Below are 24,011 nucleotides of genomic sequence, written 5' to 3'. Positions count from 1 at the left end.
GGCGATTAGAATGTCCAGAGTTTGTATGGTGACAGGCAAGGGTCCTGTAACCGGTAACAACGTTTCACACGCAAACAACAAAACCAAGCGCCGCTTCCTGCCCAACCTGCAAACACACCGTTTCTGGGTTGAGAGCGAAAAGCGCTTTGTTAAACTGCGCGTATCCACCAAGGGCATGCGCATCATCGACAAGAAGGGTATCGATCAGGTTCTGGCCGATCTGCGTGCCCGCGGCGTCAAGGTATAAGGAGCGGAGTCATGCGCGAGAAAATTCGTCTGGTATCCAGTGCCGGTACAGGTCATTTCTACACCACGACCAAAAACAAGCGTAACATGCCGGAAAAGATGGAAATCAAGAAGTACGATCCGGTTGTTCGCAAGCACGTGATGTACAAGGAAGCCAAGATCAAGTAAGGTCCGGGCTTTTCCGATAACGCCGCGCCTCAGGGTGCGGCGTTTTTGTTTGGCCACACCGGGATTATTTTTCCTGCTATTCTTTCCGCATCATCTCTTCCGTTTCCGGCAGAGCCACCTCGATGGCGATCGGCAGATGATCGGAAACCGGATAACAGAGCACTCCGGCATTGCGGACCCTGAGCGCAGGTGACACAAAAATGTGATCCAGCGCCTTCTGCGGCTTCCAGCTTGGAAAGGTATTGGCCAGCTCCGGCAACGCGATCAGCCCCGCCTCCCCCAGCACACTGCGCTCCAGCAGCTCATTCGCCGGCGCGTTCAAGTCGCCCATGACCACGACATACCGGTACCCTTCGATCAGTTCGGCCACATAGTCAAGCTGCTGCTTCTGCCCCCGCGCGCCCAGTGCCAGATGCAGCACGACCAGTACCAGCGGTTCCTGCGGATCACCGAAGCGTGCCACGATACCGCCACGCCCGGGAATGATGCCGGGCAGGCGGTGAGAGGCCACATCCAGCGGCTGAAACCGGCTCAGCAAGCCGTTGCTGTGCTGTGCAATGGGCCCCAGATTACGGTTGCGCTGCTGGTACCAGAACGGATGACCGCTGCGCTGGGCCAGATACTCCACCTGATTCACCTGGCCGGAACGCACACTTCCCCCGTCCACCTCCTGCAAGGCGACAATATCGTACTGGCGGATGAGCTCCGCGATCCGGTCCAGATTGTCAAAGCGCCGCTCGGTGGGGAGAACGTGCTGCCAGCCACGGGTCAGGTAGTGGCGCCAGGCGGAGGTCGAAATCCCGACCTGAATGTTGAAGGACAGCAGCCGCACGTAGCGGTGCCGGGGAAACGGCTCGATATCGGGCGCGCAGTGGTAGCGTTCGCCTGCCGTGCGATCGGGCAGCAACATGGATACGCGGTCCAGCAGGCGCCTGACCATACGTTTACCTGAGGCTTGCCTTTTCTTTTTCAATCAGAAAGTCCGCGATGCGCAGCATGGTCAGAAAATCGCCGGCGCCGGATGTTGTGATCAGATACTTGCCATTGACCACCAGCGCCGGGACACCATCGGCGTGATAATCCGTGCCCAGTTTGCGACTCTTGTTGACCTGCCCCTTGACCGCGAACGAATTCATCGCCTTGCGAAACTCTTCTTCCGGTACACCGAGCCCGGCCAGGAAAGATGCCATGCTGTCCAGATCCAGCAAGGGCTTGTGATCTCGTGCCAGCGCATCAAACACCGCCTGATGCACCTTCTCTTCCCAGCCAATCGCCTTCAAGGCATAGTAGGTTTGTGCATGAAATGCCCATTGGGCGTTGAAGGCCATCGGAATGGCCTTGAAGTATGCATGCTCGGGCAGTTTCTTCTTCCAGGCGTGCACGAGCGGGTCAAAGCGGTAGCAGTGCGGGCAGCCGTACCAGAACAGCTCCACCACTTCGACACGGGAAGGATCTTCCGTGGGTACCGGTGCCGGCAGCACCTGATAGTGCTGGCCAGCCACATAGTTCGCCGCCTGGACGCCCGGCACCAGGGCGAATATCAGGGAAAGTGCCAAGAACCAGTTTTTCATGTTTCTGTCTCCTCAGAATGTTTGCCCACAAGATAGCGGGCGCAGGACCCGGACTCAAGTTTCCAAGACGTAACCCCGACCAAACGAAAAAGGGGCGTACGCCCCTTTTTCGACCACCCGCAGAGGATTACTGCTTGCGCAGCCCCTGAATGAAGGCGGATACTGCCTCGATCTCGCTGTCGTGCAGGTTGTATGCGGTGGTCCGCATCATCTTGGTATCGCCGTCATTGGCACGCTCACCGCTGCGGAAATCCTTGAGCTGCTTGGCAATATAGGCAGCGTGCTGGCCGGCCAGCGCCGGGAATCCTGCCGGATCATTGCCCTGACCGGTCGGGCTGTGACAGGCCATGCAGGCCGCGATTTTCTTGGACTTGATGCCTGCCAGATAGATCTTGCGTCCCTTTTCCGCCAGTTCCTTCGAAGGCGCCACACCTTCCGTGCGTGTCTGACTGTTGTAGTAGGCTGCAATATCGGCCATATCCTGATCACTCAGCGCATCCAGCAGCCCCGTCATCTCGGGCACTTTCCGCTCACCGGCCTTGATGTCCTTCATCTGCTTGAGCAGGTAGCGCTCGCCCAGTCCTGCCAGCTTCGGGAAATTCGGCACCGCCGAGTTGCCATCCATACCGTGACAGCCACCGCATACTGCGGCCTTGGCCTGCCCTGCTGCGGCATCGCCACCTGCCCACGCCATGGACACGAGCCCCAGCACCATTACCACTCCGGAAAACAGTTTTTTCATAGTTGGCCCCATCTACTCTTCAACAGCTTGCATCGGTGTTGTTGTGTCGCCTCCGTGCCGGACAGTGTGCACCATCTTCGCACATCCGGGCTTGATCCAGGGCAAGTCTGCGGAAAAGCCAGCTGTCCGCATTTGCCTGCATCTTTGCCACACCGGCCCAAATCGGTGTGGTATTATACATAAAACCTTTCAAACATTAATGCATTTATACATGACCTTGCCCACGACAGACTCCCTTGACCGGATTTACCGCCAGACCCGCTTTCTGAAAAGCGCGGAACGCCTGGATCAGTGCCCGGACGACACCCTGAACGAGGTGGCCTTCGCCGGGCGCTCCAATGCCGGCAAGTCCTCGGCGCTGAATGCCCTGTGCGGCCAGACCAAGCTGGCCCGCACCTCCAAGACACCGGGACGCACACAGCTCATCAACTTCTTTGCCCTGCCTGATGGCTGGGGTCGGCTGGTGGATCTGCCCGGCTATGGCTATGCGAAAGTTTCGCGTGACCAGATTGACAACTGGCAGCACCATTTGGAGGACTACCTGCAGTCCCGCGCCAATCTGGTGGCGCTGGTCCTGCTGGTGGACATCCGTCACCCGCTGAAGCCGTTCGATACCCAGATGCTGGACTGGTGTGCCACCCGGGACATGCCGGTTCATGTTCTGCTGACCAAGGCGGACAAGCTCAAGTCGGGCGCCGCCAAGAACACGCTGCTCAAGACTGGCCGCGACATCCGGGCCATTGCGCCCCATGCCAGTGTTCAGCTTTTCTCTTCGCTCAAGCGAACCGGCCTTCAGGAACTGGCCGCCATGCTGGACCAGTACCTGTCACCCGCGGCCATGGGCGAACATCTGCCGGAGTGAGTCCGGCAGATAGGCCTGCTGCCGGGCCAGCACCGCTTCCCGGTATTCATCCGTCAGGTAGGGAATCTGCAGCGTGACCACCTGATAGATCCCCTCTTTCAGCCGGTCCTTGCCGATGGTGTCGCCATCTGCCGCATGACTGGTTTTCAGAAACGACATCCAGGATGTGACCACCAGCCAGACATTGAGGCTCATGGATTCGAGATGCTCGCGCGGCAGGCGCATCAGAATCCCCGCATCGGCCAGACCGTCCAGAATGCGGATCACCGCATTGAGGCAGCGCTGGGTGAAATCCCGGTACTCTCTCTCAGGCGCGGGTCCGACTCCAGATAATGCTCGAGATCCCGGTGCAGGAAACGATAGCTCCAGAGCCCGTCAAACACCGCCTCCAGATAATCAAATTCGTCATCCACGGTCAGAAGCCGGTTTTCCGGCAGTTGCAGGTAATGATCGACAAGCAGCTGATAGTGGTGAAAGATCTCGTAAATGATGTCGGTCTTGTTGCGGAAGTGGTAATACAGGTTGCCCGGCGAAATGCCCAGCGCAGCAGCAATGTGATTGGTGCTGACATTGCGCTCGCCCTGCTCGTTGAACAACTCGAGGCTCGTCAGGATGATGCGGTCACGTGTTTTCATTCAAAGGCAGTCCTGTACAGCGGAGGGCCGCATTATAACGGGTGATCCGCTGCGGCTCTAGAGCATTCACTCTACCCTGTTGCATGCACCCTTTCTAGAGCTTATACTCTAATTAATCCTGACCACGGGTCATATCACAACTACAACGGGAGGATCCGTCATGAGTGCCAGCCCCAAAGTCGTCCGCTTCACGCAACCGGAGACACCGGCCGAAAGCCATCCAGTCTCCGCTGCATTGCAGGAAACACTGACCCTGCAGCGCAACGCCTTCAACCAGAATCCTGCACCGACCTTTGTCCAGCGCAAGGAAATGCTCAATCGCCTGAAGCAGGCGTTGCTGGACAATCAGGAGCGCATTCTCGACGCCCTGGACTTGGACTTTGGCGGCCGTTCCCGTGACGAGTCCCGGCTGGCGGAACTCATGCCGTCCGTACAGGGCATTCACTACACGCTCAGGCACCTGAAGGAGTGGATGAAGCCCTCCCAGCGCAAGGTGGATCTGCTGTTCATGCCGGCAGACAACAAGGTGTACTACCAACCGCTGGGTGTGGTGGGCATCATCGTGCCCTGGAACTACCCGCTGTACCTTGCCGTCGGGCCGCTGACCGCCGCACTGGCCGCCGGCAACCGGGTCATGATCAAGATGAGCGAATATACGCCGGCCACTTCTGCCCTGTTCAAGGAAATCATCGAGGCCAACTTCTCCCTGGATCAGATTGCCGTCTTCACCGGCGAGGCCGATGTGGCGGCAGCCTTTTCACGACTGCCCTTCGATCACCTGCTGTTCACCGGCTCTACCCGTGTCGGCAAGCAGGTGATGAAAGCCGCAGCCGAAAATCTGACGCCCGTGACCCTGGAACTGGGCGGCAAGTCCCCGGCCATCGTCTCCCATGATGTGCCCATGAAGGACGCGGCCCAGCGGGTCGCCTTCGGCAAGAGCTTCAATGCCGGACAGACCTGTGTCGCGCCCGACTATGTGCTGGTGCCGGAACACCGAGTGGACGAGTTCATTCAGGCATTCCGGGAAGAGTTTGCACGTATGTACCCGAGCGTGCGCAACAATCCGGATTTCACCTCCATCATCAATACCCGCCAGCGCGAGCGCCTGCTGGCCCACGTGGAAGATGCCAGGGCGAAGGGTGCGGAGATCATTGTCATCAATCCGGCCAACGAGTCCTTCGATGAGGGAACCAACAAGCTCCCGGTTCATCTCATCCGCAACGTGACCGATGACATGACGGTCATGCAGGAGGAAATCTTCGGGCCGCTGCTGCCCATCATTCCCTATACAGACATCATTGATGCCATTGCCTTCATCAATGCGCGGCCCCGTCCGCTGGCGCTCTACTACTTTGGCTATGACAAGGCGGAACAGCGTCGCATTCTGGACAGAACCCATTCCGGTGGCGTGTGCATCAATGATACGCTGATGCATGTGGCACAGGATGACATGCCCTTTGGTGGCATCGGCGAGTCCGGCATGGGGCACTATCACGGGTATGAAGGGTTTCTCACCTTCTCGAATCACCGGGGTGTCCATGCCAAGCAGCGTCTGCACAGCGGGCAGCTGGTCTACCCGCCCTACGGCACAGCACTGCACAAGGCGATCTACCGCTTTTTCATCCGCTAGTGCCCGCATGGCAGGGGGCAGCAGGACTGCCCCCGACCGGAAGAACAACAACAAGAAACAGGAGTCTTTTCATGCCTCACCCGGACTTCTCACCCGGCCGACGGCGTCTGCTGACCTCGGCCGTCGCACTGTCTGCCACCGCCATGGCGGGCGGCCTCAGTGGCTGCGCTACCTCCTCGTCACGCCGCACACCATCGACCGAAGGGTCACCCGACACGTCATGGCGCTATCTTGACAGCGATACCCGCGCGTTCTGGCGCGCCATGCTGCCGGCACTGGGTCGCGGCCAGAATCCGGATACCCTGCACGCGGTGGAGGACCCCTGGCTCAGGGGAATTGACGGTACCGTACATTTCTTCAGCCTCCACAATCAGGATCAGTTGCAGCAGCTTTTCGGTTTGCTGGCCCTGGCGCCCTCGCGCTGGCTGCTGGCCGGTCACTGGAAAGGCTGGAGCGAAGTATCGGCAGGCGAAGCGGAAGATACGCTGCACCGGTGGCGGCACAGCTCACTGGCCAAGCTCAATCTGGCCTATGCCAGCGTCACACGTCTGGGCGGTGCCGCACTCTACGGCCAGCCCGAAGTGCAGGCGACCACCGGCTATCCCGGCCCCCCGAAAGAGCCCTGCGATCCTTGCCACAGTTCAGGGAGAATCACTCATGAGCCTGCCCGATCCCTACACTCTGCCGGAAGCCCGCAACTGGTCCATTGAGGACGGCCGGACGCTGCCGGAACAGTCCGTGCTGGAAGCGGATGTCATCATAGTGGGTACCGGTGCCGGCGGCGGCACGGCGGCCGAACTGATCGCCCAGGCCGGATACAGCGTGATCATGGTGGAGGCTGGCCCCCTGCTCCATCAGAAAGACTTCACCATGGACGAGGCCTCGCTCTATCCGCGCCTCTATCAGGAAGGCATGAGCCGCACCACCCGGGATGGCGCCATCTCCATCCTGCAGGGCCGCACCGTGGGCGGATCCACTACGGTCAACTGGACCAGCAGCTTCCGCACGCCGGATGAGACGCTCCGCTACTGGGAAACGCTGGGGGTCCGGGATATCACGCCGGACAGCATGCGCCCCTTCTTCGAAGACCGGGAAAAGCGGCTCAACATTCGCCCCTGGGAGGTGCCGCCCAACCGCAACAACGATCTGCTGCGCATTGGCTGCGAAAAGCTGGGCTGGTCTTGGGGCACCATTCCGAGAAACGTCAAGGGCTGCTGGGACCTGGGATACTGCGGCATGGGCTGCCCCACCAACGCCAAGCAATCCATGCTGGTGACCACCGTGCCCGGGGCTCTGGCGCAGGGTGCACGGCTGCTGACCAATACCCAGGTGGAACAGGTGGTCTGGCAGGGGGATCAGGTGACCGAGCTTGTCGCCATGCCGCAGGAGCCCGGAACACAGACTCCGGTCGGGCACCCGATCCGGCTGCGTGGCCGTCATTACATTCTGGCCGCCAGCGCCCTCGGTTCCCCCCTGATCCTGCTCAAGTCGAAGGCGCCCGATCCTTACGGTGTTCTGGGCAAGCGAACCTTCCTGCATCCCGTCAACGGCATTCTGGCCGACATGCCGGAGAAAACGGAGCCCTACTATGGCGCGCCCCAATCCATCTACAGCGACGAATTCGTGTGGCGCGACGGCCCGACCGGAAAGATGGGCTTCAAGCTCGAAGTCCCGCCCCTTCATCCCGTGCTCACCGCAGGGGTGACCGGCACCCACGGCAATGAGCTGACCCGCTGGATGAAACGCCTGCCGCACATGCATTCGGTCATTGCGCTCATGCGCGACGGCTTTCACCCGGATTCCCCCGGCGGCACCGTGGGCATCCGCAAGGATGGCGGCCCGGACCTTGACTATCCGCTGACCGATTACCTCTGGGAAGGCATTCGCGAAGCCTGGCTGCGCATGGGTGAAGCAGCCTTTGCTGCCGGCGCCAGGCGGGTCAGGCCCATTCACCTGTCTGCCCGGGACTACCGGAGCTGGCCGGAATACCGGGATGCCATCCTGTCCCTGCCCATGCGTGCACATCAGGCCCGCCTGTTCACCGCGCATCAGATGGGCGGTTGTACCATGGGCGAGGACCCGAAGCGCAGTGTCGTCAACAGTTACGGCAGGCACCACCAGCTCGGCAACCTCTCGGTCATGGATGCTTCGGTGTTCCCGACCAGCCTCGGCGCCAATCCCCAACTGACGGTGTACGCCCTGGCCGCCCGGAACACGCGTCAACTGCTCCGCGAGCTGGGCAGCGCCTGAGCGCCACTGCTCTGGCGCATGTGTGCCACTTCGGTTAAACTTTGCCCCCTGTCAATCAGCGGGGCGTATTGCATGAACCGAGCAGTCTATCCCGGCACCTTCGATCCCATTACCCAGGGCCACATGGATCTGGTGGAGCGCGGCGCCCGGTTGTTTGACGAAGTGATTGTCGCCGTGGCCGAAAGCCCCAAGAAACAGCCCCTGTTCAGCCTTGACGAGCGTGTTGAACTGGCCCGAACCGCACTGGCCCATCTGGACAACGTGCGGGTGACCGGTTTCCGTGGCCTGCTGGCCCGGTTTGTCCCGGAACAGGGTGCAAACATCATCCTGCGCGGCCTGCGGGCGGTTTCCGACTTCGAATACGAGTTCCAGCTGGCAGACATGAACCGGAAACTGGCCCCCGGGGTGGAAAGCATTTTCCTCACGCCGGCCAATCATCTTTCCTACATCTCATCCACCCTGATCCGGGAAATAGCCGCCCTCAGGGGGGATGTGAGCGAATTTGTCCATCCGGCGGTCGCAGAAGCCCTGCGTCGCAAATTCGGGCACAGCGAGGCCTGATTCTGGTAAACTAGAGGTTTGAAGCGCCAACAGAGGTACCCGACATGGCACTGATGATTACCGACGATTGCATCAACTGCGATGTATGCGAACCCGAATGCCCCAACGAGGCCATTTCGCCGGGTGAAGAGATTTACGTCATTGACCCGAACAAATGCACCGAATGCGTGGGGCACTATGACGAACCCCAGTGCCAGCAGGTCTGTCCGGTCGACTGCATCCCGCTGGATCCGTCCCGCGTGGAAACGGAAGACGAACTCTGGGCCAAATACTACAAACTGACTGGCAAGCAGCCGGCAGCCTGATGCAGTTACGGCTCAGGGAACGGGCCCGCCGGCTTTCTGCCCTCCTTGTGATGCTCGTGCTGGTGCTGCCTGCCTGCACCAGCCAACCCGTCACTCCGGCTTACCAGACCGTTTCAACCAGTCATCCGCTGGCCACCCAGGCTGCCCTGCGCATTCTGGACGAGGGCGGGAATGCCTTTGACGCGGCCATTGCCGCGGCCAGTGTCCTGGCCGTGGTCACCCCCGATGAGGCACCGCTGGGCGGAGGCCTTCTGATCTGGGTCGAGGCGGCCGGCAAACCTGCATACGTTCTGGACAGCCTGCCGGCGCTTCCCGAAAGCGCCCGGAAAGCCGACGACACCCGCACACTGCTGATCCCCGGGGTGGCGGCCGGTCTGGATCACCTCTACCGGAAGCATGCCAGACAGACGTCCGGACGTCTTTACGCCGACGCGCTCAGGCTGGCTGAACGAGGTGTGCCGGGGCACCCGGAAATCCGGCCGCCGGTACGCGTACTCAAGGCCCTGGCACTGCGGGGCAGCGACGGATTTTACCAAGGGCCGTTCGCGCAGGCATTCAGGCAGCATGTGGCGCAGGCCGGAGGGCGCTGGACGGATGACGACCTGGCCCGGTACAGCCCCCGGCAGGTGGCCCCGGTGACACTGAACACCCCGCTCGGCCAGCTTTCACTCGCGCCGGTTTCTGCCTCGCTGGCCACCTACCGGTTCGCTACGCTGTCAGCGCTGCTGGAGCGGATACCCTTCCCGACTCTTACGGATCGTGTCCTGGCCTGGCGTCTACTGCTCGATAGTGAACCTGCCGCAACGCCGGACGTTCTGTGGCGAGCAGAAAATCCGCGCGACAGCGACCTGGCAGACCTGCGCACGGAGCTGGAAGAATACCGACGCCACCCGCCCGCACCGGTGACGCCGGACCTGTCCGCACCTGACCAGCCGTGTTCCCCGGCGCCCGCCACACTGGCCATCGAAGACCGCCACGGCAATCACGTGCTGCTGGTGTTCTGGCGCCCTCCTGCAGGTGCGCGCGCCGCTGAACTTGCCGGAACCGGGCTGACCGTCTTTGATGTGGGCGGCATACCGGGCGGCGTGGCCAGCCTGCCGCAACAGGCCCATTGGCCTTCGGCTCAGGCCGTGGCCCACTGGCAGGGGGAAGCGGGCACCGCCTGGCTGGCAGTCAGTCATCCGCAGGATGCGGCCTGGCCCCTGTTTCGGGTCGTTCAGGCTCTGGCCGGGAATCTGCCTGCCCGGATCTGGCAAGCCGAGGCCCCGCTCTGCTATCTCGGGCATCGGACGCTGATGACACCGGATCCGGCCGCCGCACGCCTGCGTGGCCAGCTTTCCTCACAGGGCCTGACCGTGACGGCAGGCACCACCGGCGATCATGTCAGCGGTGTGCTCCGCGCCTCCCGCAAGCGCGTTCCCAACGCACTGACTGAAGATGCACACAACCCTTCACGTGCGCTGGTCCGGACGTTGCAGCCCTGACAGAGAGGCTATACTTTGACAAACAATTCGTTATGATCTGTCCGGACACCGATTGGAAGTGGAGAACACCATGAGCACCCGGGATACCGAAGACGACCAGAGCCTTTCCGAAGAGCAGCGCATCCAGATGCTGGAACGCAGCATGTCCCTCAACCGGATCATTCTGCTGTTTCTCGCCATTCTGGCCGTGGTCTCCCTCTCTGTCAGCATTACCTGGCTGATGCTCAGCGCGACCTCCGAAGACCCGACGCCTCAGATTCGTGAGGAACTGGCTCAGCTGAAACAGGAGAACGCCAGACTGCGCGAAGACATCGAGGCACTCCGGGGACAGTTGCCGGCCCTCACGGAGGAACTGCCGAAGCTCCGGGCCCTGGTCACCAACAGCAGTACCCCGGCATTGCAGCAAATTCTGCTGGATCAGGAAAAAAGCATTCAATCCTTTCTCAAGGCGCTCAAGACCGGCATGTACGATCTGGCACGCATGATTCCCGGATCACGCACCTGGCTGGATATCTACGGACAGCAGATGGACGAAGCGCTGCGCGAAAGTCTGGATCGCATGCGCCGCCTGCAGCGCCTGAAAAACGGCGAGGAGGCCTTGCAGCTGAACTGACGGCGATGCACGGGTACGGAAGGCCGTCGCCGGTTCAGCCGGGAATGACGAGAACCGTTCTCAGTTCTGCTGACGCCGGCGGCCGGTCGGTATACCCGACTGCCGTCGGCCTTTCACTCAATGTGCCCGACAGCTGATCCTCGCTTTCCACCTTCACCGGCGGCAGCACCCGCCCGGCAAACACGAGCCGGGCCCAGTAGGCATCGAAGCGGCGCACATCCATGCCGATCAGCGATTCGATGAAACGGGCCCGCAGCGCCTCATCCGCACGATCCACGGGAATCAGTCGCTCTCCCGACGGCAGACTCTGCACCCGGGCCAGATACAGATCCCGGATCAGCTCGGGTGTCACACGGGTCAGCGGGCTGTCACGATGCACTACCACGTAAATGTCAGCTTGCACACTGCCCGCCACCATCAGGAGCGTCAGGATGATCCAGCGCCAGGTACGTATCATGTTCAAAATACAAAACTCAGTGAAAAGCTCAGGATATTGACGACGGCATCTTCATGTGACCGTCCGTTCCGGTGCGCCCAGAGCGCATACTGATCACTGGCCACGCGGGTGTGGTCCCACTGCATCTTGAAGGCATAGCGTGGGGCCGGATCCCAGCGTGCACCCAGAGACCAGGTACGCTGACTGATCAGCACACCGTTAATGATATCCAGCGCCGCATCGCGCAGCCCTGCGATACCGGGCACCGCATTCCAGTCCGCCTGGCTTTCAAAGGGTTCCGCATCCGGAAAAAACCGTGCATGAACCAGGTAGGGTGTCCAGTTTCCCCAGCGATAGCCGACGCTGACATAACCCGCCGTACCCGTCGGTGCAAAGGTCCCGGACGTGGTCTGACGGGCAACTTCCGTATCCAGGATCCATTTGCCGTTATCATAACCTAGCGAGCCCTGCCAATAGCGGACACGTTCCGCAGATGTGGACAATCGCCGGGCAAGCTCAGCCGCTTCCTGCCCCACTGGCCCGGGTATCCCGGGTATGGCCGCCAGGCCTGACAGTGCCGGAACGAATCCGGGTACGGAATCTGCCGTCCGGGCCTGGGAGTAGCTGATCCGGCCTTTCCAGTTTTCATAGTCCAGCGTGGCCGTGGCCACCAGAAACTGATTGAATTCGGTATGGAAGGTTTGTGTCCCGTCCGGCGCGTCCAGCCAGGGATCCGTCTTGCCGTACTGGAGCTTGAATCGCCAGTACCGCTCGCCGTCCCGGATGTCCACGGCCACATCTCCCCCATCCAGGGATGCCGGCAGAATCCAAGCATACAGCTCCGTCGGTGGGCGTACCCACAGGTTGGCATAATCCACGCGCCTGAAATCCGAAAGCTGGAACATGTCCACCGCCACCCGGCCAACGCGCACATCCCACTCGGGTCGTGGCCGGTAACCCAGAAACAGCCACTCCGTGGATTCATCCAGCCCCTGCTCCGGCCGTTCCCGCCAAGTCCACTGAGCCGTTGCCCGCCACTGGTCGGACAGTGCCGTCGCCAGCTGAACGCCCAGAATGGAGTCTGCCGTATTGATATTCTTGCCCGGATCCTTGCGCTGGTTGTTGTCACGCAAAGGTGCCAGATCGGCGTGATGCTCCAGCGCAACGCCCAGCGTACCAAAGCCCGACAGGTGTACCGGTATCGCCGCATAACCAGTGCCGGGCTGAACCAGTCCGGACAAGGCCAGCCAGGCCAGATATTTTCCGATGCCCCGCTCAGCCATGCGTATGCTCTGCCCCCTTTTGTCCTTCCGGGTGACCGGCAAAGGCCACCCCGTTCTTGCCATGCATCTTGACGTCATACATGGCCGCATCCGCGGCCGCAATCATTGCCTCACAGGAATCATGTTCCCGACCGAATGCCACACCGATACTCGCTCCGAGGCGAACCTGCGTACCGTCCTCCAGCGTTACCGGTGCACGGATCGCATCGAGAATCTTGTGTGCAATCCGGCGCACGCGCTCCCTGTCGCCATCGGGAACCCGCAGTCCCAGCACGAATTCGTCGCCACCGAGCCGGGCCACCAGGTCGCTGTCACTCCGTGTGTGCGTCCGCAGGCGTTCCGCGACAACCCTGAGCGCCGTATCACCCGCCGCATGACCATACTGATCGTTGACGGGTTTGAAGCCATCGAGGTCAATCAGCATGACCACACACTGATCCCGCATGTCAGGCTGGCTCAGACAGTTCAGGCAGTGCACTTCGAAGCCACGGCGATTGAGAATCCCCGTCAGCGGGTCGGTCTCTGCCAGTCTCAGTGCCTCTTCCGTTTCCCGGAATCGTTCCGTGACGTCGTACATCACACACTCGATCACCTCATCATCATATTCTTCATCATGAGCCACACTGACAATCAGGTGTACCCAGCAGTGTTGGGAGCAAATAAACTGTCCGGACTTGTAGCACGTGATTTGTCCGGTTTCATGATCACCAAGGAGGTGAGCCATGAGACGGACAGAACTGCTACAGGAGATCCGGAAAATGCGATTCGAAGAAGCCTATACGGGATGGACCGAGAAACGGCTGACCCAGGAAGAGGCGGCGCGGCTGCTGGGGGTCTGTGAGCGGACCTTCCGGCGCTATATCGACCGCTACGAGGAGGAGGGCCTCGACGGCCTGATCGACAAGCGCCTGAGTCAGGTTTCCCACCGCAAGGCCCCGGTGGATGAGGTTCTACGCCTCGAGGCGCTCTACAAGGAGCGCTACGACGGCTGGAACATCAAACACTTCTACAGCTTCTACCGCGACCGTCACGGCGGCACACGCAGCTATACCTGGGTACGGAACACCTTGCAGAAGGCAGGCCTGGTCAAGAAGGCACCGGCTCGGGGTAAGCATCGTCGACGCCGCGAGCGGGCGCCCATGGTCGGCATGATGCTCCACCAGGATGGCTCCACCCACGAATGGGTTCCCGGCCACCACTGGGATCTGATCATCACCTTCGATGACGCCACCTCTGAGCACTACTCCATGTTCTTCGTCGAGGAGGAAGGCACGGCTTCGAGCTTCCAGGCCATGCGAGAGGTCATCACCGATCACGGCCTTCCCTCGAGCCTCTATACCGACCGGGGCAGTCACTACTGGCACACCCCCAAGGCCGGCGGCAAGGTCGACAAGTCCAACCTCACCCAGTTCGGCAGGGCCATGGCCCAGCTCGGGGTCGAGATGATCCCCGCCTATTCCCCCGAGGCCCGGGGCCGCTGTGAGCGCCAGTTCGCCACCCATCAGGGACGCCTGCCCAAGGAACTTGCAGCCCAGGGCATTACCACCATGGCGGCGGCCAACCGCTACCTTCGGGAGCACTACCTGCCGGCCTTCAACCGGGAGTTCTGCGTCAAACCCGCCGTCGAGGGCAGCGCCTTCGTGCCTTTCATCGGCCCTGGACTGGACGACATCCTGTGTGAGCAGTACGAACGCACCGTGAACAAGGACAACTGCGTCTCGTTCGAGGGACTCAAGCTGCAGATCCCTGCCGACCGCTATCGGCGCCATTACGTCAAGGCCAAGGTTCGGGTACACCGTTATCCTGATCGCTCCCTGGCGATCTTCCACGGCCCCAGAAGACTGGCCAGTTACACCCCAGAAGGCCTGCCCTTCGACCCCCTCGAACCTATTGATCAGGCACCGGCCAACGTCCGCTGCCAAGTCTGATCATCAGTGGACCCAAAGCGGACAGTTTATGTGCTACAAAACCGGACAGTTCTATTTGTTGCTAACATCAGGTGTACCCAGCAGGGTTCCGACCAAGCGGCCCTGAGCGCCAGATCGGCCTCCGCACTCAGTCCGGTATGGCGCGCCCGGCTGACCAGTTGCCAGGCCTCGGCCGGTGAGGCAAAGGCCGCACCGAACAGATCCGCAACCGCTTCGATATCCTCCGGCTCCCCGTTTCCCAGCCGGATCAGACGCTCGAACACCACCGGATTGTGGTGCAGCACCATGCCCTGCGAATCCAGCACCAGCACCCCGACCCGGGAATGCCGGAACATCCGGTTGAAGTGACGGCTCATCTTTTCCACCCGTTCACGCAGGGTACGCTCCTGGGTCAGCGCCTGATGCGCACTCTGCAGGAACCGGTTGACGCTTTCGGCCAGCAGGCCGATCTCGTCGTGACGGTGCGTCCTGGACACGCGGATTTCGCCCGGCGCTTCCGGACTGGCCCGGCTGACCTGTTCCGCCAGTTCACGCAGCGGACGACCCGCCAGACGGTTGGCCGCCCAGACCGATGCCAGTGACAGCACCATCACCAGTCCGGCCAGCAAGCCGATATTGCGCCAGACTCCGGCGCGGGCGCGACGGGCAATGAGCGGATCATTGGACCAGACAGTCAGCGTCCCCACCTGGGTGGATTCATCGACAGGGGAGTAAAGCGGGTAGCGTTTTTCCGTCAGCGAGCCGGGACTGACTCGTTCAGCCTCCTTGCTGTCCGCCCGCTGGACAAAGCCGTCTGTCCCGCGGATTTCTGCTGCCAGGATTTCATCATCCTGCAGCAAACCGGCGAGCACGTCATGGGCGATGGTTTCGTTGGCCACAAAGGTGGCGATGGCCGCTGAAGTGCGCACTGCACCAACCAGCCTGGCCTGCTGCTCAAGCGCACCGGCCTTGTAGGCTTCAAAGCTGAAATAGCTGATGAGCGGCGCACTGACACCGATGAATACGAGCCCGCACAGAATCAGCACGCTGTTGAGCTTGCGCTGCAGCGTCCACCGAATGACCACAGGAATCCTCTTTCGGCGCGACATGAATGTCCGGACAAACCGGACAGCCTGCCATCAGCATAGTCCATCCGGCCGATTCTGTCGCGTGGAGATCTGTTCGGTGCCGAATCAGAAATCGTCAGCAACCGGGAAGGCGCCGGTCATCCCGGTTCGCCCTCCTTGTCCGGTGACTGCCCCGTCGCCGGACTGCCGTGTTCCGGCTCCAGCAGTACGGCCAGCCAGCGGGTGTCCTCGCTGGTTTCCAGCGCCATTTTCAGCATCATGGTCAGGGGTACGGACAACAGCATGCCGGCGGGGCCCAGCAGCGCCCCCCAGAACACCAGTGACAGGAAGACCACCAGCGTGGAGAGCCCGAGTCCGCGCCCCAGGTAACGCGGCTCCACCATGTTGCCCATGACCACGTTCACCACCACATACCCGGCCGCAACGGCCAGCGCATGTCCCGGCCCCAGCTGGATCAGCGCCAGCAACACGGCAGGCACCGCGGCAATGATGGAGCCGATGTTGGGAATGAAGTTGAGCAGGAAGGCCAGCATCCCGAACAGCAGGGCGTAATCCACTCCCAGCACCGCGTTCCACGCCAGGATCAGCACACCCGTCGCCAGACTGACCAGGGTCTTGATGGACATGTATTTCTTGACCCGGTCGATAAAGGTATCCATGGGGCCGAAGTCCACACGCCCTTCAAAGGCACGGTGCAGCTTGTCCGGGAAGGTGGAGGCCTCCACCAGCATGAAGATGACGGTCAGAATGATGAGAAAGGTGTTGGAAAGCAGAGCGCCCAGTCCGCCGAGCATGTTCACCACACTCTTGAGCACGGCACCGGGGTTGAAGGAACTGGTCATCACGGAAACACTGACGGGCACACCGTGCGCCTGGAGCCAGTCAATGAGCGAACGGGTCACGGCCTGCAGGCGCTCCTGATAGGCCGGCAGTTGTGACTTGAAGTCCGCCACGGAGGACACAACCACGGACACGACGGCAATCTGCAGCAACGTGACGCCAATGATCACCAGGATCAGGGAGGCCCAGCCGGGCACCCCCTTGCGCTGCAGGTACACGTAGGGCGGCGTGCACAGGATGGTGAAAAAGGCGGACAGAAACAGCATGGAGAGGATGGACTCGGCCTGCCTGATCCCCATGACCACAATGACAAACGCCGCCAGCGTGATGATGAAGCGTGCCCCGGGAGAAAACTGTCCGTGTTCTGCCATGATCTACCCCGCGGCCAGTGAGGTCAGAAGGAATTGCTGGGCATCAAAGGGGGCCTCCTCCTCTGCCGGGACAACGCGGCTGTAGGACCCGTCGCTATTGAGCACCCAGGCGCGCTGATTGTCCTTGAGGTAGGCTTCGAATTCCAGGCGGATCCGTTCGGAGAGCCGGGCATCCTCGATGGGGAAGCCCACCTCCACCCGGTTGAGAAGATTGCGCTCCATCCAGTCCGCACTGCCGCAATAGACTTCATCCTTGCCGTCATTGTGAAACCAGTAGACCCGCGTATGCTCCAGAAAGCGCCCGACGATGGAACGCACCCGGATGGTGTCGGACACCCCTTCCACACCCGGTCTCAGGCAACAGATGCCGCGGATCACCAGATCAATCTCCACACCCGCCCGGGAGGCGCGGTACAACGCCTGAATGATACGCGGCTCGGTGAGCGCATTGACCTTGGCCCGGATGAAGGCGGGGCGGCCGGCCCGCGCATTGTCCGCTTCACGCTCGATCATCGCCAGCAGGCGTTCGTGAAGGGTGAACGGGGCATGCATCAGCTTGCGGATTTTCATGGCCTTGGTCATGCCGGTGAGCTGCAGGAAGATGCGGTTCACGTCCTCGCAGAGGATGCGGTCTGCGGTCAGCAAGCTATAGTCCGTATACAGCCGAGCATTGGCGGCATGGTAGTTTCCTGTCCCCAGGTGCGCATAACCCTTCAGCCCGCTCTTCTCACGACGCACGATGTGAACGAGCTTGCAGTGTGTCTTGTAACCCACCACCCCGTACACCACGATGACACCCGCCTCCTGTAACCGGCTGGCCAGCTCCAGATTGGACTCCTCGTCAAAGCGCGCGCGCAGCTCGATGACCACCGTCACCTCCTTGCCACGCCGTGCCGCCTCCACCAGCGCCGCCACCACTTCGGACTGGCTGCCGGTACGATAGAGGGTCTGGCGAATGGCCAGCACGTCCGGATCCCGTGCAGCCTGCCGCAGCAGGTCCACCACCGGGGAAAAGCTCTGGAACGGATGCAGCAGCAGGATGTCCTGCCGGGCTATCTGGGCGAACAGGTCTTCCTTCTGGCGCAGGCTGGCCGGCAGACCGGGTGTGAAGGGCGGATACATCAGATCCGGACGGTTCACCAGACCGGGTACGGCCATCAGCCTGGCCAGGTTGACCGGACCGGCCACCCGGTAACACTCCCAGGGTTGCAGACCGAACTGGTCCAGCAGGAACTTTTCCAGATTTTCAGGGCAGTTATCTGCAATTTCCAGCCTTACCGCGTCACCGAAACGGCGACTGAGCAGCTCGCCACGCAAGGCCTTGGCCAGATCCTCCATGTCGTCCTCTTCCAGCACCAGGTCTGCATTGCGGGTCAGACGGAACTGATACATGCCCTTGACCGTCATGCCCGGAAAGAGCTGCCCGGCGAATTCGTGAATGATGGACGACAGGAATACCAGAGAGGTTCCGGCCCGGGACAGCTCGTCCGGCAGCTTGACCAGGCGAGGCAGCGACCGCGGGGCCGGGACAATGGCCAGCCCGTTCTCGCGGCCAAAGGCGTCGCGCCCCTCCAGCTCGGTAATGAAGTTGAGACTCTTGTTCACCAGGCGCGGAAACGGATGGCTGGGATCCAGGCCGATGGGGTTGATGACCGGGCGAACCTCATTATCAAAGTACGATTCGATCCAGGCCCGCTGCTCCTCCGTCCACTCGCTGCGGCGCAGAAAGTAGATACCTTCCTTCTCCAGTGCCGGCAACAGCACATCATTGAGCAGCGTGTACTGGCGCTCGATCTGGACGTGGGCCTCTTCCGCCACGCGCTCGAGGATCTGTTGGGGGGTCAGACCATCCGGACCCACCGTCTCCCGGCCGTACTTGATCTGCTGCTTGAAGCCCGCCACCCGGATCTCGAAAAACTCGTCCATGTTGCTGCTGAAAATGCAGGCAAACATCAGACGATTGAGCAACGGATGACTCTCGTCCATTGCCTGATTGAGCACCCGCACATTGAACTGCAGGTGACTCAGCTCCCGGTTGAAGTACAGCTCGGGTGCGCTCAGGTCAGGGCCGTCGGCCGGCTCTGTACCCTGCAGGCGGGATTTGAGTGTATCCACTGTTTCAGCCATGGTATCCCTGTTCAGCAATAAAGGTTTCAGCCACCCGAGCGGCGCAGCCACTGCGCGGCCCGCTTGGCAAAGTAGGTCAGGATGCCGTCCGCACCGGCACGCCGGATGGACAGCAGCGACTCCATCATGACCTGGTCACCATCCAGCCAGCCATTGGCGGCGGCCGCACAGTGCATGGCGTATTCACCGCTGACCTGATACACAAAGGTCGGTACGCCCAGCTCGTGCTTGACGCGGTAGACGATATCGAGATACGGCATGCCCGGCTTGACCATGACCATGTCGGCCCCCTCTTCAAGATCCATGGCCACTTCATGAATGGCCTCGTCACTGTTGGCCGGGTCCATCTGGTAACTGTACTTGTTGCCCCCGCCCAGATTGGCAGCGGAACCCACGGCATCGCGGAAGGGGCCGTAATAGCTGGAGGCATACTTCGCCGAGTAGGCCAGAATCCGCGTATTGATGAAGCCGCTTTCCTCAAGCGCCTGACGAATGGCCCCGATGCGTCCGTCCATCATGTCCGAGGGTGCCACCACATCCGCTCCCGCCTCGGCATGGGACAGCGCCTGGCGGACAAGCACTTCCACGGTTTCGTCGTTGAGCACATAGCCCGACTCGGCCACCAGCCCGTCCTGACCATGGGAGGTGAACGGATCCAGCGCCACGTCCGTGATCACGCCCAGTTCGGGGAACCGCTGTTTCAGCGCCCGCACCGCTGTCTGGGCAATGCCGTTGGGGTTCCAGGCCTCCCGGGCATCATCACTCTTGTGCTCCGGGGGCGTCACCGGAAACAGGGCCACCGCGGGGATGCCCAGCGCCACGAGCGTTTCGGCCTCTTCCAGCAACAGATCCACGGACAGCCGTTCAATGCCGGGCATTGACGGCACCGCCTCGCGCTGGCCGGATCCGGGCAGCACGAACATGGGATAGATCAGATTGTCCACACTCAGGGTGGTTTCGCGCATCAGGCGGCGGCTGAAGTCGCTGGCGCGCATGCGGCGCATACGTGTCACGGGAAATCTGCGGGGTACGGGTTTCATGGGAACTCCTGTCCTGTCGGATCACGCTTGGGTTTTGCCATAGCTTACCATGCCGGCACAAAACATCACGCCCCCGGGCCGATCATGAACAAATCTTTACCGCTGCCCGGGAACCCCGACCGGGGTTGAACGTCTATACTACCCCGAATCAACATGATCCACCTGAACAAGGACATCTGCATGACACCCAGGAAATGGCTTCTGCTGGCCGGCATCGCCCTGCTGGTCGCCGCATTCTTCGGCTTCGGACTCAATGACTACCTGAGTCTGGACACCTTCCGCGAACACAAGGATGCCTTGCTGGAAAGCACGCACGCCCATCCCCTGCTTTCGGCCCTGACCTTTTTTGCGCTCTATGTGCTGGTGACGGCACTTTCCCTGCCCGGTGCAGCCGTGATGACGCTGGCCGCCGGGGCTCTGTTCGGTCTGCTTGAAGGCACGCTGATCGTGTCCTTTGCCAGCAGCATCGGTGCAACCCTGGCGTTCCTGGCTTCGCGCACCCTGCTGCATGACTGGGTGCAGAAAAAATTCGGCCAGAAACTCAAGGCACTCAATGCCGGCATCGAAAAAGACGGGGCCTTCTACCTGTTCGGACTTCGTCTGGTACCTGTCTTCCCCTTCTTCCTGATCAACCTGGCCATGGGGCTGACGCCCATCAGAACGGGCACCTTCTACTGGGTCAGTCAGCTGGGCATGCTGCCGGGCACCCTGGTGTACGTCAATGCGGGCACCCAGCTGGCACAGATCGACAGTCTCTCAGGGCTCCTGTCACCAGGACTGATCGGCTCCTTTGCACTGCTGGCCCTCTTTCCCTTCATCGCCCGCCACATCATGAATCGCCTGCAGGCACGCCGGGCCCTCAAGGGCTTCTCGCGCCCCAGGCAGTTTGACCGCAACCTGGTGGTCATCGGTGCCGGCAGTGCCGGTCTGGTAACCAGCTACATCGCCACTGCGGTGAAGGCCAAAGTGACCCTGATCGAAAAGCACAAGATGGGTGGTGACTGCCTGAATACCGGCTGCGTGCCCAGCAAGGCGCTGATCCGCTCCGCTACCGTCGCCCATGAGATCCGCTCGGCCAGGGAATACGGTATCGAGGTGCCGGATGCCCGGGTGGACTTCACGGCGGTCATGGAACGGGTGGCCAACGTGATTCGCGAAGTGGAGCCCCATGACTCGGTGGAACGCTACACCGCACTGGGTGTGGAGTGTGTGGAAGGCGCAGCCCGCATCCTGGATCCCTGGCGTGTCGAGGTCAACGGCCGGATTCTGACCACGCGGAACATCGTCGTGGCCACCGGTGCCCGTCCCTTTGTGCCCCCCATCCCGGGACTGCACGAGGTCACCTGGTATACGTCGGACACCATCTGGTCATTGCGCGACAAGCCCGAGAGCCTCCTGGTCCTTGGCGGCGGCCCCATCGGCTGCGAGCTGGCCCAGAGCTTCAACCGGCTGGGAGTGCGCGTGATTCAGGTGGATCTGTCCGACCGGATCATGCCGCGTGAAGATCCGGACGTGTCAGCCGCCGTACAGGCCCGCTTCGTGGAAGAGGGAATAGAGCTGCATCTCGGCTGCCGTGCCGAACGCTTCGAGCGTCGCGCAGACGGCACCTCCGTGCTGATTGCCAGGAAAGGTGACGACACCGTCGAGATCACGTTCGACAAGGCCCTGCTGGCCATTGGCAGGCGGGCCAATACCTTGGGATTCGGACTGGAAGAGCTGGGCATTGCCATGAACCCGAACGGCACCATTCAGGTCAACGAGTTCCTGCAATCCAGCATCCCGACCATTTATGCCTGCGGTGACGTGGCCGGCCCCTATCAGTTCACTCATACGGCCGCCCACCAGGCCTGGTATGCCGCAGTCAACAGTCTGTTTGGCACCTTCAAGCGCTTTGCGGTGGATTACCGCGTGATTCCCTGGGCCACCTTCACGGATCCCGAAGTGGGTCGCGTGGGGCTGAACGAAACCGACGCGCAGGCACAGGGCATTCCCTACGAGGTCACTCGTTACGGACTGGACGATCTGGATCGCGCCATCGCTGACGGAGAAGCTCACGGGTTCGTGAAGGTACTGACGGTGCCCGGCAAGGACCGGATCCTTGGCGCGACCATCGTGGGCTACCATGCCGGGGAGCTGATCACCGAGTTCGTGTCCGCCATGAAGCACGGCATCGGCCTCAACGGCATTCTGGGCACCATTCACATCTACCCCACTCTCTCCGAGGCCAACAAGTATGCGGCGGGCGTGTGGAAACGCAATCACGCACCGCAGCGTTTGCTGGAATGGGTCGGTCGCTACCACGCCTGGCGGCGTGGCGGTAAATCCGGGATCAGTTCTCCCGGAACACCTGCACCGTGACGGTCATGCGGGGCTCGGGCACGGCCGGGGCCACTTCGGCGGCCGGCGCCTGCCGGGCCTCGGCCGGTGCCAGACTGCCGGCCAGAGCCGGTCGACTGAATCCGACGGAGGACCAGGCCATGATGCCGACACCCATCATCATGCACAGGGCACCACAGAGCCTTGCACCAAAGGCACCGCGCCCCATGACCGGGCAATTGGCCCGCTTCATCCAGTGACAGACATGGGTGGGTTCCTGAATGAACAGCCGGCACAGGGAGGTGCGTCGCTGGATGGGTGCGCCGGTATCCGCCTGATCCTGCTGACGCAGGTAGAGCACGATGGCAAAGAAGCAACCGCTGAGCACCACCGACGGCAGCAGAATATGTGTCAGGTCCAGCGTTTTCGAGGTGACCAGCGCCGTTCCGAACATGCCGCCCAGCACCAGCACCAGCATGAAGAGCAACGTCAGCACCATCCGTCCCAGACGCGTCTGGGTCCGGCGGGAACGGGAGAAGATGATTTCAATGATGTCGCCGATCTGGAGATTGGTCACGTCGTCCTCATGGAGCGCCGTGAAACGCACCGGCTGGCCTTGCCAGAGATACTCGACGACCGGGAAGAACGGGGTGCAGGCCCCCGGGATGCGACGCCCGAACCCGGGCTGCAAGGCAACCACCCGACCACGGGCGGTGTACGCGCTGAACAGACTGCGGGCGTAGTCCCACGCCAGAAACCAGCCGGTGACCGCAAGCGTCAACCCTACCAGCAACATGAGAATATCCATTTCGTTCGCCTTCTTGTTGTTGTACTCAAGCAGCAGAAAAGACCTGATGCTCAGGCTGTACAGTATAAGACAAAGGTTCAATGTCTCGCAACAGAATGTGACGCGCGTCCCAAAACAGGCGTCATTTCAAGAAGATGAAGGTGCCGTCCAGCAACGGAAAAAATCGTCGATCACACTCTGAATTGCCTGACGGGATTCCCCCTCCCGGGCCATGACACGCGCCCCTTTCACCAGGCACATCAATGAACGGGCGCGCCTCTGTGCATCCGGGTCGTCCGCCAGCGTGCCGGCCGCCTGCATTGCGGCGATCCAGTCAGCAAAGGCAGCCTGATTGCGTGCCAGATGCGCCCGGGCGCAGGCCGCCAGTTCCTCATCCACGCCCGACTGCTCCAGCACCGTATTCACCAGCAGACAACCTTCCCGGCAGGGCTCTCCGGCTTCTCCCAGAATCATGCGTCCGACAAAGGTGCGCAGCGCTTCCGGTGTCAGCGCATTCTGAGCCGCGCGAATCCGGGCCAGCGACCGGGCTCCGTAGCGGTCGAGCACCTGAAGGAACAGGCTGCGCTTGTCCTGCCAGGCATGGTAGAAACTGCTGCGCTGAATCTGCATTTCGGACAGCAGGGTGTTGACCGAGGTGGTGTCGTAGCCCTGACGCCAGAACACCTGCATGGCCCGGTCCAGAACAGTCTGGCGATCAAAGGAAAGTGGTCGTCCCATAAGCGTACCGG

At 61.4% G+C, this 24,011-nt stretch carries 24 protein-coding genes and 1 pseudogene; 12 read left to right on the top strand and 13 right to left on the bottom strand.

All coding sequences use genetic code 11. From position 1 onward, the window contains the following. Positions 1 to 10 precede the first annotated feature (10 nt). Positions 11 to 247 (top strand): 50S ribosomal protein L28, encoded by a 237-nt coding sequence (gene rpmB / locus AAIA72_RS15260; protein WP_369601143.1) that lies wholly within the window; start codon positions 11 to 13, stop codon positions 245 to 247. An 11-nt stretch (positions 248 to 258) separates the two neighbouring features. After that, the gene (rpmG, locus tag AAIA72_RS15255; protein ID WP_369601142.1) at positions 259 to 414 is read left to right on the top strand and encodes a 50S ribosomal protein L33; all 156 of its coding nucleotides are present in this window, start codon (positions 259 to 261) and stop codon (positions 412 to 414) included. Between the two features lie 76 nt (positions 415 to 490). On the opposite strand, the gene AAIA72_RS15250 is transcribed toward rpmG, so the two are convergent. The 3 genes from AAIA72_RS15250 to AAIA72_RS15240 form a co-directional block, all read right to left on the bottom strand. Then, positions 491 to 1,354: an endonuclease/exonuclease/phosphatase family protein gene (locus AAIA72_RS15250; protein ID WP_369601141.1), complete on the bottom strand. Its 864-nt coding sequence runs from the start codon at positions 1,352 to 1,354 to the stop codon at positions 491 to 493. A gap of 4 nt (positions 1,355 to 1,358) precedes the next feature. Further along, on the bottom strand, positions 1,359 to 1,985 hold the full coding sequence (locus AAIA72_RS15245; RefSeq protein ID WP_369601140.1) for a thiol:disulfide interchange protein DsbA/DsbL: 627 nt from the start codon (positions 1,983 to 1,985) through the stop codon (positions 1,359 to 1,361). Positions 1,986 to 2,112: 127 nt separating this feature from the next. Further along, positions 2,113 to 2,727, bottom strand: coding sequence for a cytochrome c (locus AAIA72_RS15240; protein WP_369601139.1), 615 nt, complete (start codon positions 2,725 to 2,727; stop codon positions 2,113 to 2,115). Positions 2,728 to 2,938: 211 nt separating this feature from the next. Here AAIA72_RS15240 and yihA point away from each other — a divergent pair, with 211 nt between their 5' ends. Further along, on the top strand, positions 2,939 to 3,589 hold the full coding sequence (yihA, locus tag AAIA72_RS15235) for a ribosome biogenesis GTP-binding protein YihA/YsxC (protein WP_369601138.1): 651 nt from the start codon (positions 2,939 to 2,941) through the stop codon (positions 3,587 to 3,589). Here yihA and AAIA72_RS15230 read toward each other — a convergent pair. Then, positions 3,554 to 4,224, bottom strand: a pseudogene (locus tag AAIA72_RS15230) (TetR/AcrR family transcriptional regulator). The gene yihA and the pseudogene AAIA72_RS15230 overlap by 36 nt on opposite strands. Positions 4,225 to 4,384: 160 nt before the next feature. Between AAIA72_RS15230 and AAIA72_RS15225 the strand changes: the two are divergent. The 7 genes from AAIA72_RS15225 to AAIA72_RS15195 all read left to right on the top strand — a co-directional run bounded on the left by AAIA72_RS15225 (position 4,385) and on the right by AAIA72_RS15195 (position 11,067). Then, positions 4,385 to 5,854 (top strand): coniferyl aldehyde dehydrogenase, encoded by a 1,470-nt coding sequence (locus tag AAIA72_RS15225; RefSeq protein ID WP_369601137.1) that lies wholly within the window; start codon positions 4,385 to 4,387, stop codon positions 5,852 to 5,854. Between the two features lie 71 nt (positions 5,855 to 5,925). Next, the gene (locus AAIA72_RS15220) at positions 5,926 to 6,564 is read left to right on the top strand and encodes a hypothetical protein (protein WP_369601136.1); all 639 of its coding nucleotides are present in this window, start codon (positions 5,926 to 5,928) and stop codon (positions 6,562 to 6,564) included. After that, positions 6,512 to 8,104, top strand: coding sequence for a GMC family oxidoreductase N-terminal domain-containing protein (locus AAIA72_RS15215; RefSeq protein WP_369601135.1), 1,593 nt, complete (start codon positions 6,512 to 6,514; stop codon positions 8,102 to 8,104). Before AAIA72_RS15220 ends, AAIA72_RS15215 begins: the two co-directional genes overlap by 53 nt. A 72-nt stretch (positions 8,105 to 8,176) precedes the next feature. Further along, positions 8,177 to 8,665, top strand: coding sequence for a pantetheine-phosphate adenylyltransferase (gene coaD, locus AAIA72_RS15210; RefSeq protein ID WP_369601134.1), 489 nt, complete (start codon positions 8,177 to 8,179; stop codon positions 8,663 to 8,665). Between the two features lie 44 nt (positions 8,666 to 8,709). Beyond that, complete coding sequence (locus tag AAIA72_RS15205; protein ID WP_369601133.1) at positions 8,710 to 8,970, top strand: YfhL family 4Fe-4S dicluster ferredoxin; 261 nt, start codon at positions 8,710 to 8,712, stop codon at positions 8,968 to 8,970. Continuing rightward, on the top strand, positions 8,970 to 10,454 hold the full coding sequence (locus tag AAIA72_RS15200; protein ID WP_369601132.1) for a gamma-glutamyltransferase: 1,485 nt from the start codon (positions 8,970 to 8,972) through the stop codon (positions 10,452 to 10,454). Before AAIA72_RS15205 ends, AAIA72_RS15200 begins: the two co-directional genes overlap by 1 nt. A 70-nt stretch (positions 10,455 to 10,524) precedes the next feature. Then, positions 10,525 to 11,067 (top strand): hypothetical protein, encoded by a 543-nt coding sequence (locus tag AAIA72_RS15195; protein ID WP_369601131.1) that lies wholly within the window; start codon positions 10,525 to 10,527, stop codon positions 11,065 to 11,067. A gap of 34 nt (positions 11,068 to 11,101) precedes the next feature. On the opposite strand, the gene AAIA72_RS15190 is transcribed toward AAIA72_RS15195, so the two are convergent. The 3 genes from AAIA72_RS15190 to AAIA72_RS15180 are packed head-to-tail and all read right to left on the bottom strand — an operon-like array spanning position 11,102 to position 13,408. Next, positions 11,102 to 11,524, bottom strand: a complete 423-nt coding sequence (locus AAIA72_RS15190) for a hypothetical protein (protein ID WP_369601130.1) — start codon at positions 11,522 to 11,524, stop codon at positions 11,102 to 11,104. 2 nt (positions 11,525 to 11,526) lie between these two features. Next, the gene (locus AAIA72_RS15185; protein ID WP_369601129.1) at positions 11,527 to 12,786 is read right to left on the bottom strand and encodes a hypothetical protein; all 1,260 of its coding nucleotides are present in this window, start codon (positions 12,784 to 12,786) and stop codon (positions 11,527 to 11,529) included. Beyond that, positions 12,779 to 13,408: a GGDEF domain-containing protein gene (locus AAIA72_RS15180; RefSeq protein WP_369601128.1), complete on the bottom strand. Its 630-nt coding sequence runs from the start codon at positions 13,406 to 13,408 to the stop codon at positions 12,779 to 12,781. The genes AAIA72_RS15185 and AAIA72_RS15180 overlap by 8 nt, the downstream gene beginning before the upstream one ends. A gap of 136 nt (positions 13,409 to 13,544) precedes the next feature. Here AAIA72_RS15180 and AAIA72_RS15175 point away from each other — a divergent pair, with 136 nt between their 5' ends. Next, the gene (locus AAIA72_RS15175) at positions 13,545 to 14,714 is read left to right on the top strand and encodes an ISNCY family transposase (RefSeq protein ID WP_369600308.1); all 1,170 of its coding nucleotides are present in this window, start codon (positions 13,545 to 13,547) and stop codon (positions 14,712 to 14,714) included. Between the two features lie 26 nt (positions 14,715 to 14,740). On the opposite strand, the gene AAIA72_RS15170 is transcribed toward AAIA72_RS15175, so the two are convergent. From AAIA72_RS15170 to hemB, 4 genes are all read right to left on the bottom strand, one after another. Continuing rightward, entirely contained in the window at positions 14,741 to 15,778 is a 1,038-nt protein-coding gene (locus AAIA72_RS15170; protein WP_369601127.1) for a HAMP domain-containing protein, read from the bottom strand. Between the two features lie 140 nt (positions 15,779 to 15,918). Next, positions 15,919 to 16,992 carry an AI-2E family transporter gene (locus tag AAIA72_RS15165; RefSeq protein WP_369601126.1) on the bottom strand — a complete coding sequence of 358 codons (1,074 nt, stop codon included), beginning with the start codon at positions 16,990 to 16,992 and terminating at the stop codon, positions 15,919 to 15,921. Positions 16,993 to 16,995: 3 nt separating this feature from the next. After that, positions 16,996 to 19,119, bottom strand: a complete 2,124-nt coding sequence (gene ppk1, locus AAIA72_RS15160; protein WP_369601125.1) for a polyphosphate kinase 1 — start codon at positions 19,117 to 19,119, stop codon at positions 16,996 to 16,998. 26 nt (positions 19,120 to 19,145) lie between these two features. After that, the gene (gene hemB, locus AAIA72_RS15155) at positions 19,146 to 20,159 is read right to left on the bottom strand and encodes a porphobilinogen synthase (RefSeq protein ID WP_369601124.1); all 1,014 of its coding nucleotides are present in this window, start codon (positions 20,157 to 20,159) and stop codon (positions 19,146 to 19,148) included. Between the two features lie 180 nt (positions 20,160 to 20,339). On the opposite strand from hemB, the gene AAIA72_RS15150 reads away from it, so the two are divergent. Continuing rightward, the gene (locus AAIA72_RS15150) at positions 20,340 to 22,517 is read left to right on the top strand and encodes an FAD-dependent oxidoreductase (RefSeq protein WP_369601123.1); all 2,178 of its coding nucleotides are present in this window, start codon (positions 20,340 to 20,342) and stop codon (positions 22,515 to 22,517) included. Here AAIA72_RS15150 and AAIA72_RS15145 read toward each other — a convergent pair. Then, positions 22,489 to 23,283, bottom strand: a complete 795-nt coding sequence (locus AAIA72_RS15145) for a DUF3592 domain-containing protein (protein ID WP_369601122.1) — start codon at positions 23,281 to 23,283, stop codon at positions 22,489 to 22,491. The genes AAIA72_RS15150 and AAIA72_RS15145 overlap by 29 nt on opposite strands. Before the next feature lie 126 nt (positions 23,284 to 23,409). Beyond that, positions 23,410 to 24,000 (bottom strand): TetR/AcrR family transcriptional regulator, encoded by a 591-nt coding sequence (locus AAIA72_RS15140; RefSeq protein WP_369601121.1) that lies wholly within the window; start codon positions 23,998 to 24,000, stop codon positions 23,410 to 23,412. Between the last annotated feature and the right edge of the window lie 11 nt (positions 24,001 to 24,011).

Source organism: Thermohahella caldifontis (genome assembly GCF_041153465.1).
In the GTDB taxonomy this organism is placed as follows: domain Bacteria; phylum Pseudomonadota; class Gammaproteobacteria; order Pseudomonadales; family Oleiphilaceae; genus Thermohahella; species Thermohahella caldifontis.
Note: the sequence above shows the minus strand (reverse complement) of the source record. Positions and strands in the feature narration are given on the sequence as shown.

Bases quoted from the DNA above. Each gene is read 5' to 3' on its own strand.
- rpmB (WP_369601143.1), top strand. From the start codon at position 11: ATGTCCAGAGTTTGTATGGTGACAGGCAAGGGTCCTGTAACCGGTAAC.
- AAIA72_RS15150 (WP_369601123.1), top strand. From the start codon at position 20,340: ATGACACCCAGGAAATGGCTTCTGCTGGCCGGCATCGCCCTGCTGGTC.
- AAIA72_RS15205 (WP_369601133.1), top strand. From the start codon at position 8,710: ATGGCACTGATGATTACCGACGATTGCATCAACTGCGATGTATGCGAA.
- hemB (WP_369601124.1), bottom strand. From the start codon at position 20,159: ATGAAACCCGTACCCCGCAGATTTCCCGTGACACGTATGCGCCGCATG.
- AAIA72_RS15245 (WP_369601140.1), bottom strand. From the start codon at position 1,985: ATGAAAAACTGGTTCTTGGCACTTTCCCTGATATTCGCCCTGGTGCCG.
- AAIA72_RS15145 (WP_369601122.1), bottom strand. From the start codon at position 23,283: ATGGATATTCTCATGTTGCTGGTAGGGTTGACGCTTGCGGTCACCGGC.
- AAIA72_RS15195 (WP_369601131.1), top strand. From the start codon at position 10,525: ATGAGCACCCGGGATACCGAAGACGACCAGAGCCTTTCCGAAGAGCAG.
- AAIA72_RS15215 (WP_369601135.1), top strand. From the start codon at position 6,512: ATGAGCCTGCCCGATCCCTACACTCTGCCGGAAGCCCGCAACTGGTCC.
- AAIA72_RS15175 (WP_369600308.1), top strand. From the start codon at position 13,545: ATGCGATTCGAAGAAGCCTATACGGGATGGACCGAGAAACGGCTGACC.
- AAIA72_RS15240 (WP_369601139.1), bottom strand. From the start codon at position 2,727: ATGAAAAAACTGTTTTCCGGAGTGGTAATGGTGCTGGGGCTCGTGTCC.
- AAIA72_RS15190 (WP_369601130.1), bottom strand. From the start codon at position 11,524: ATGATACGTACCTGGCGCTGGATCATCCTGACGCTCCTGATGGTGGCG.
- ppk1 (WP_369601125.1), bottom strand. From the start codon at position 19,119: ATGGCTGAAACAGTGGATACACTCAAATCCCGCCTGCAGGGTACAGAG.
- AAIA72_RS15200 (WP_369601132.1), top strand. From the start codon at position 8,970: ATGCAGTTACGGCTCAGGGAACGGGCCCGCCGGCTTTCTGCCCTCCTT.
- AAIA72_RS15220 (WP_369601136.1), top strand. From the start codon at position 5,926: ATGCCTCACCCGGACTTCTCACCCGGCCGACGGCGTCTGCTGACCTCG.
- rpmG (WP_369601142.1), top strand. From the start codon at position 259: ATGCGCGAGAAAATTCGTCTGGTATCCAGTGCCGGTACAGGTCATTTC.
- AAIA72_RS15250 (WP_369601141.1), bottom strand. From the start codon at position 1,354: ATGGTCAGGCGCCTGCTGGACCGCGTATCCATGTTGCTGCCCGATCGC.
- AAIA72_RS15185 (WP_369601129.1), bottom strand. From the start codon at position 12,786: ATGGCTGAGCGGGGCATCGGAAAATATCTGGCCTGGCTGGCCTTGTCC.
- AAIA72_RS15225 (WP_369601137.1), top strand. From the start codon at position 4,385: ATGAGTGCCAGCCCCAAAGTCGTCCGCTTCACGCAACCGGAGACACCG.
- coaD (WP_369601134.1), top strand. From the start codon at position 8,177: ATGAACCGAGCAGTCTATCCCGGCACCTTCGATCCCATTACCCAGGGC.
- AAIA72_RS15140 (WP_369601121.1), bottom strand. From the start codon at position 24,000: ATGGGACGACCACTTTCCTTTGATCGCCAGACTGTTCTGGACCGGGCC.
- AAIA72_RS15165 (WP_369601126.1), bottom strand. From the start codon at position 16,992: ATGGCAGAACACGGACAGTTTTCTCCCGGGGCACGCTTCATCATCACG.
- yihA (WP_369601138.1), top strand. From the start codon at position 2,939: ATGACCTTGCCCACGACAGACTCCCTTGACCGGATTTACCGCCAGACC.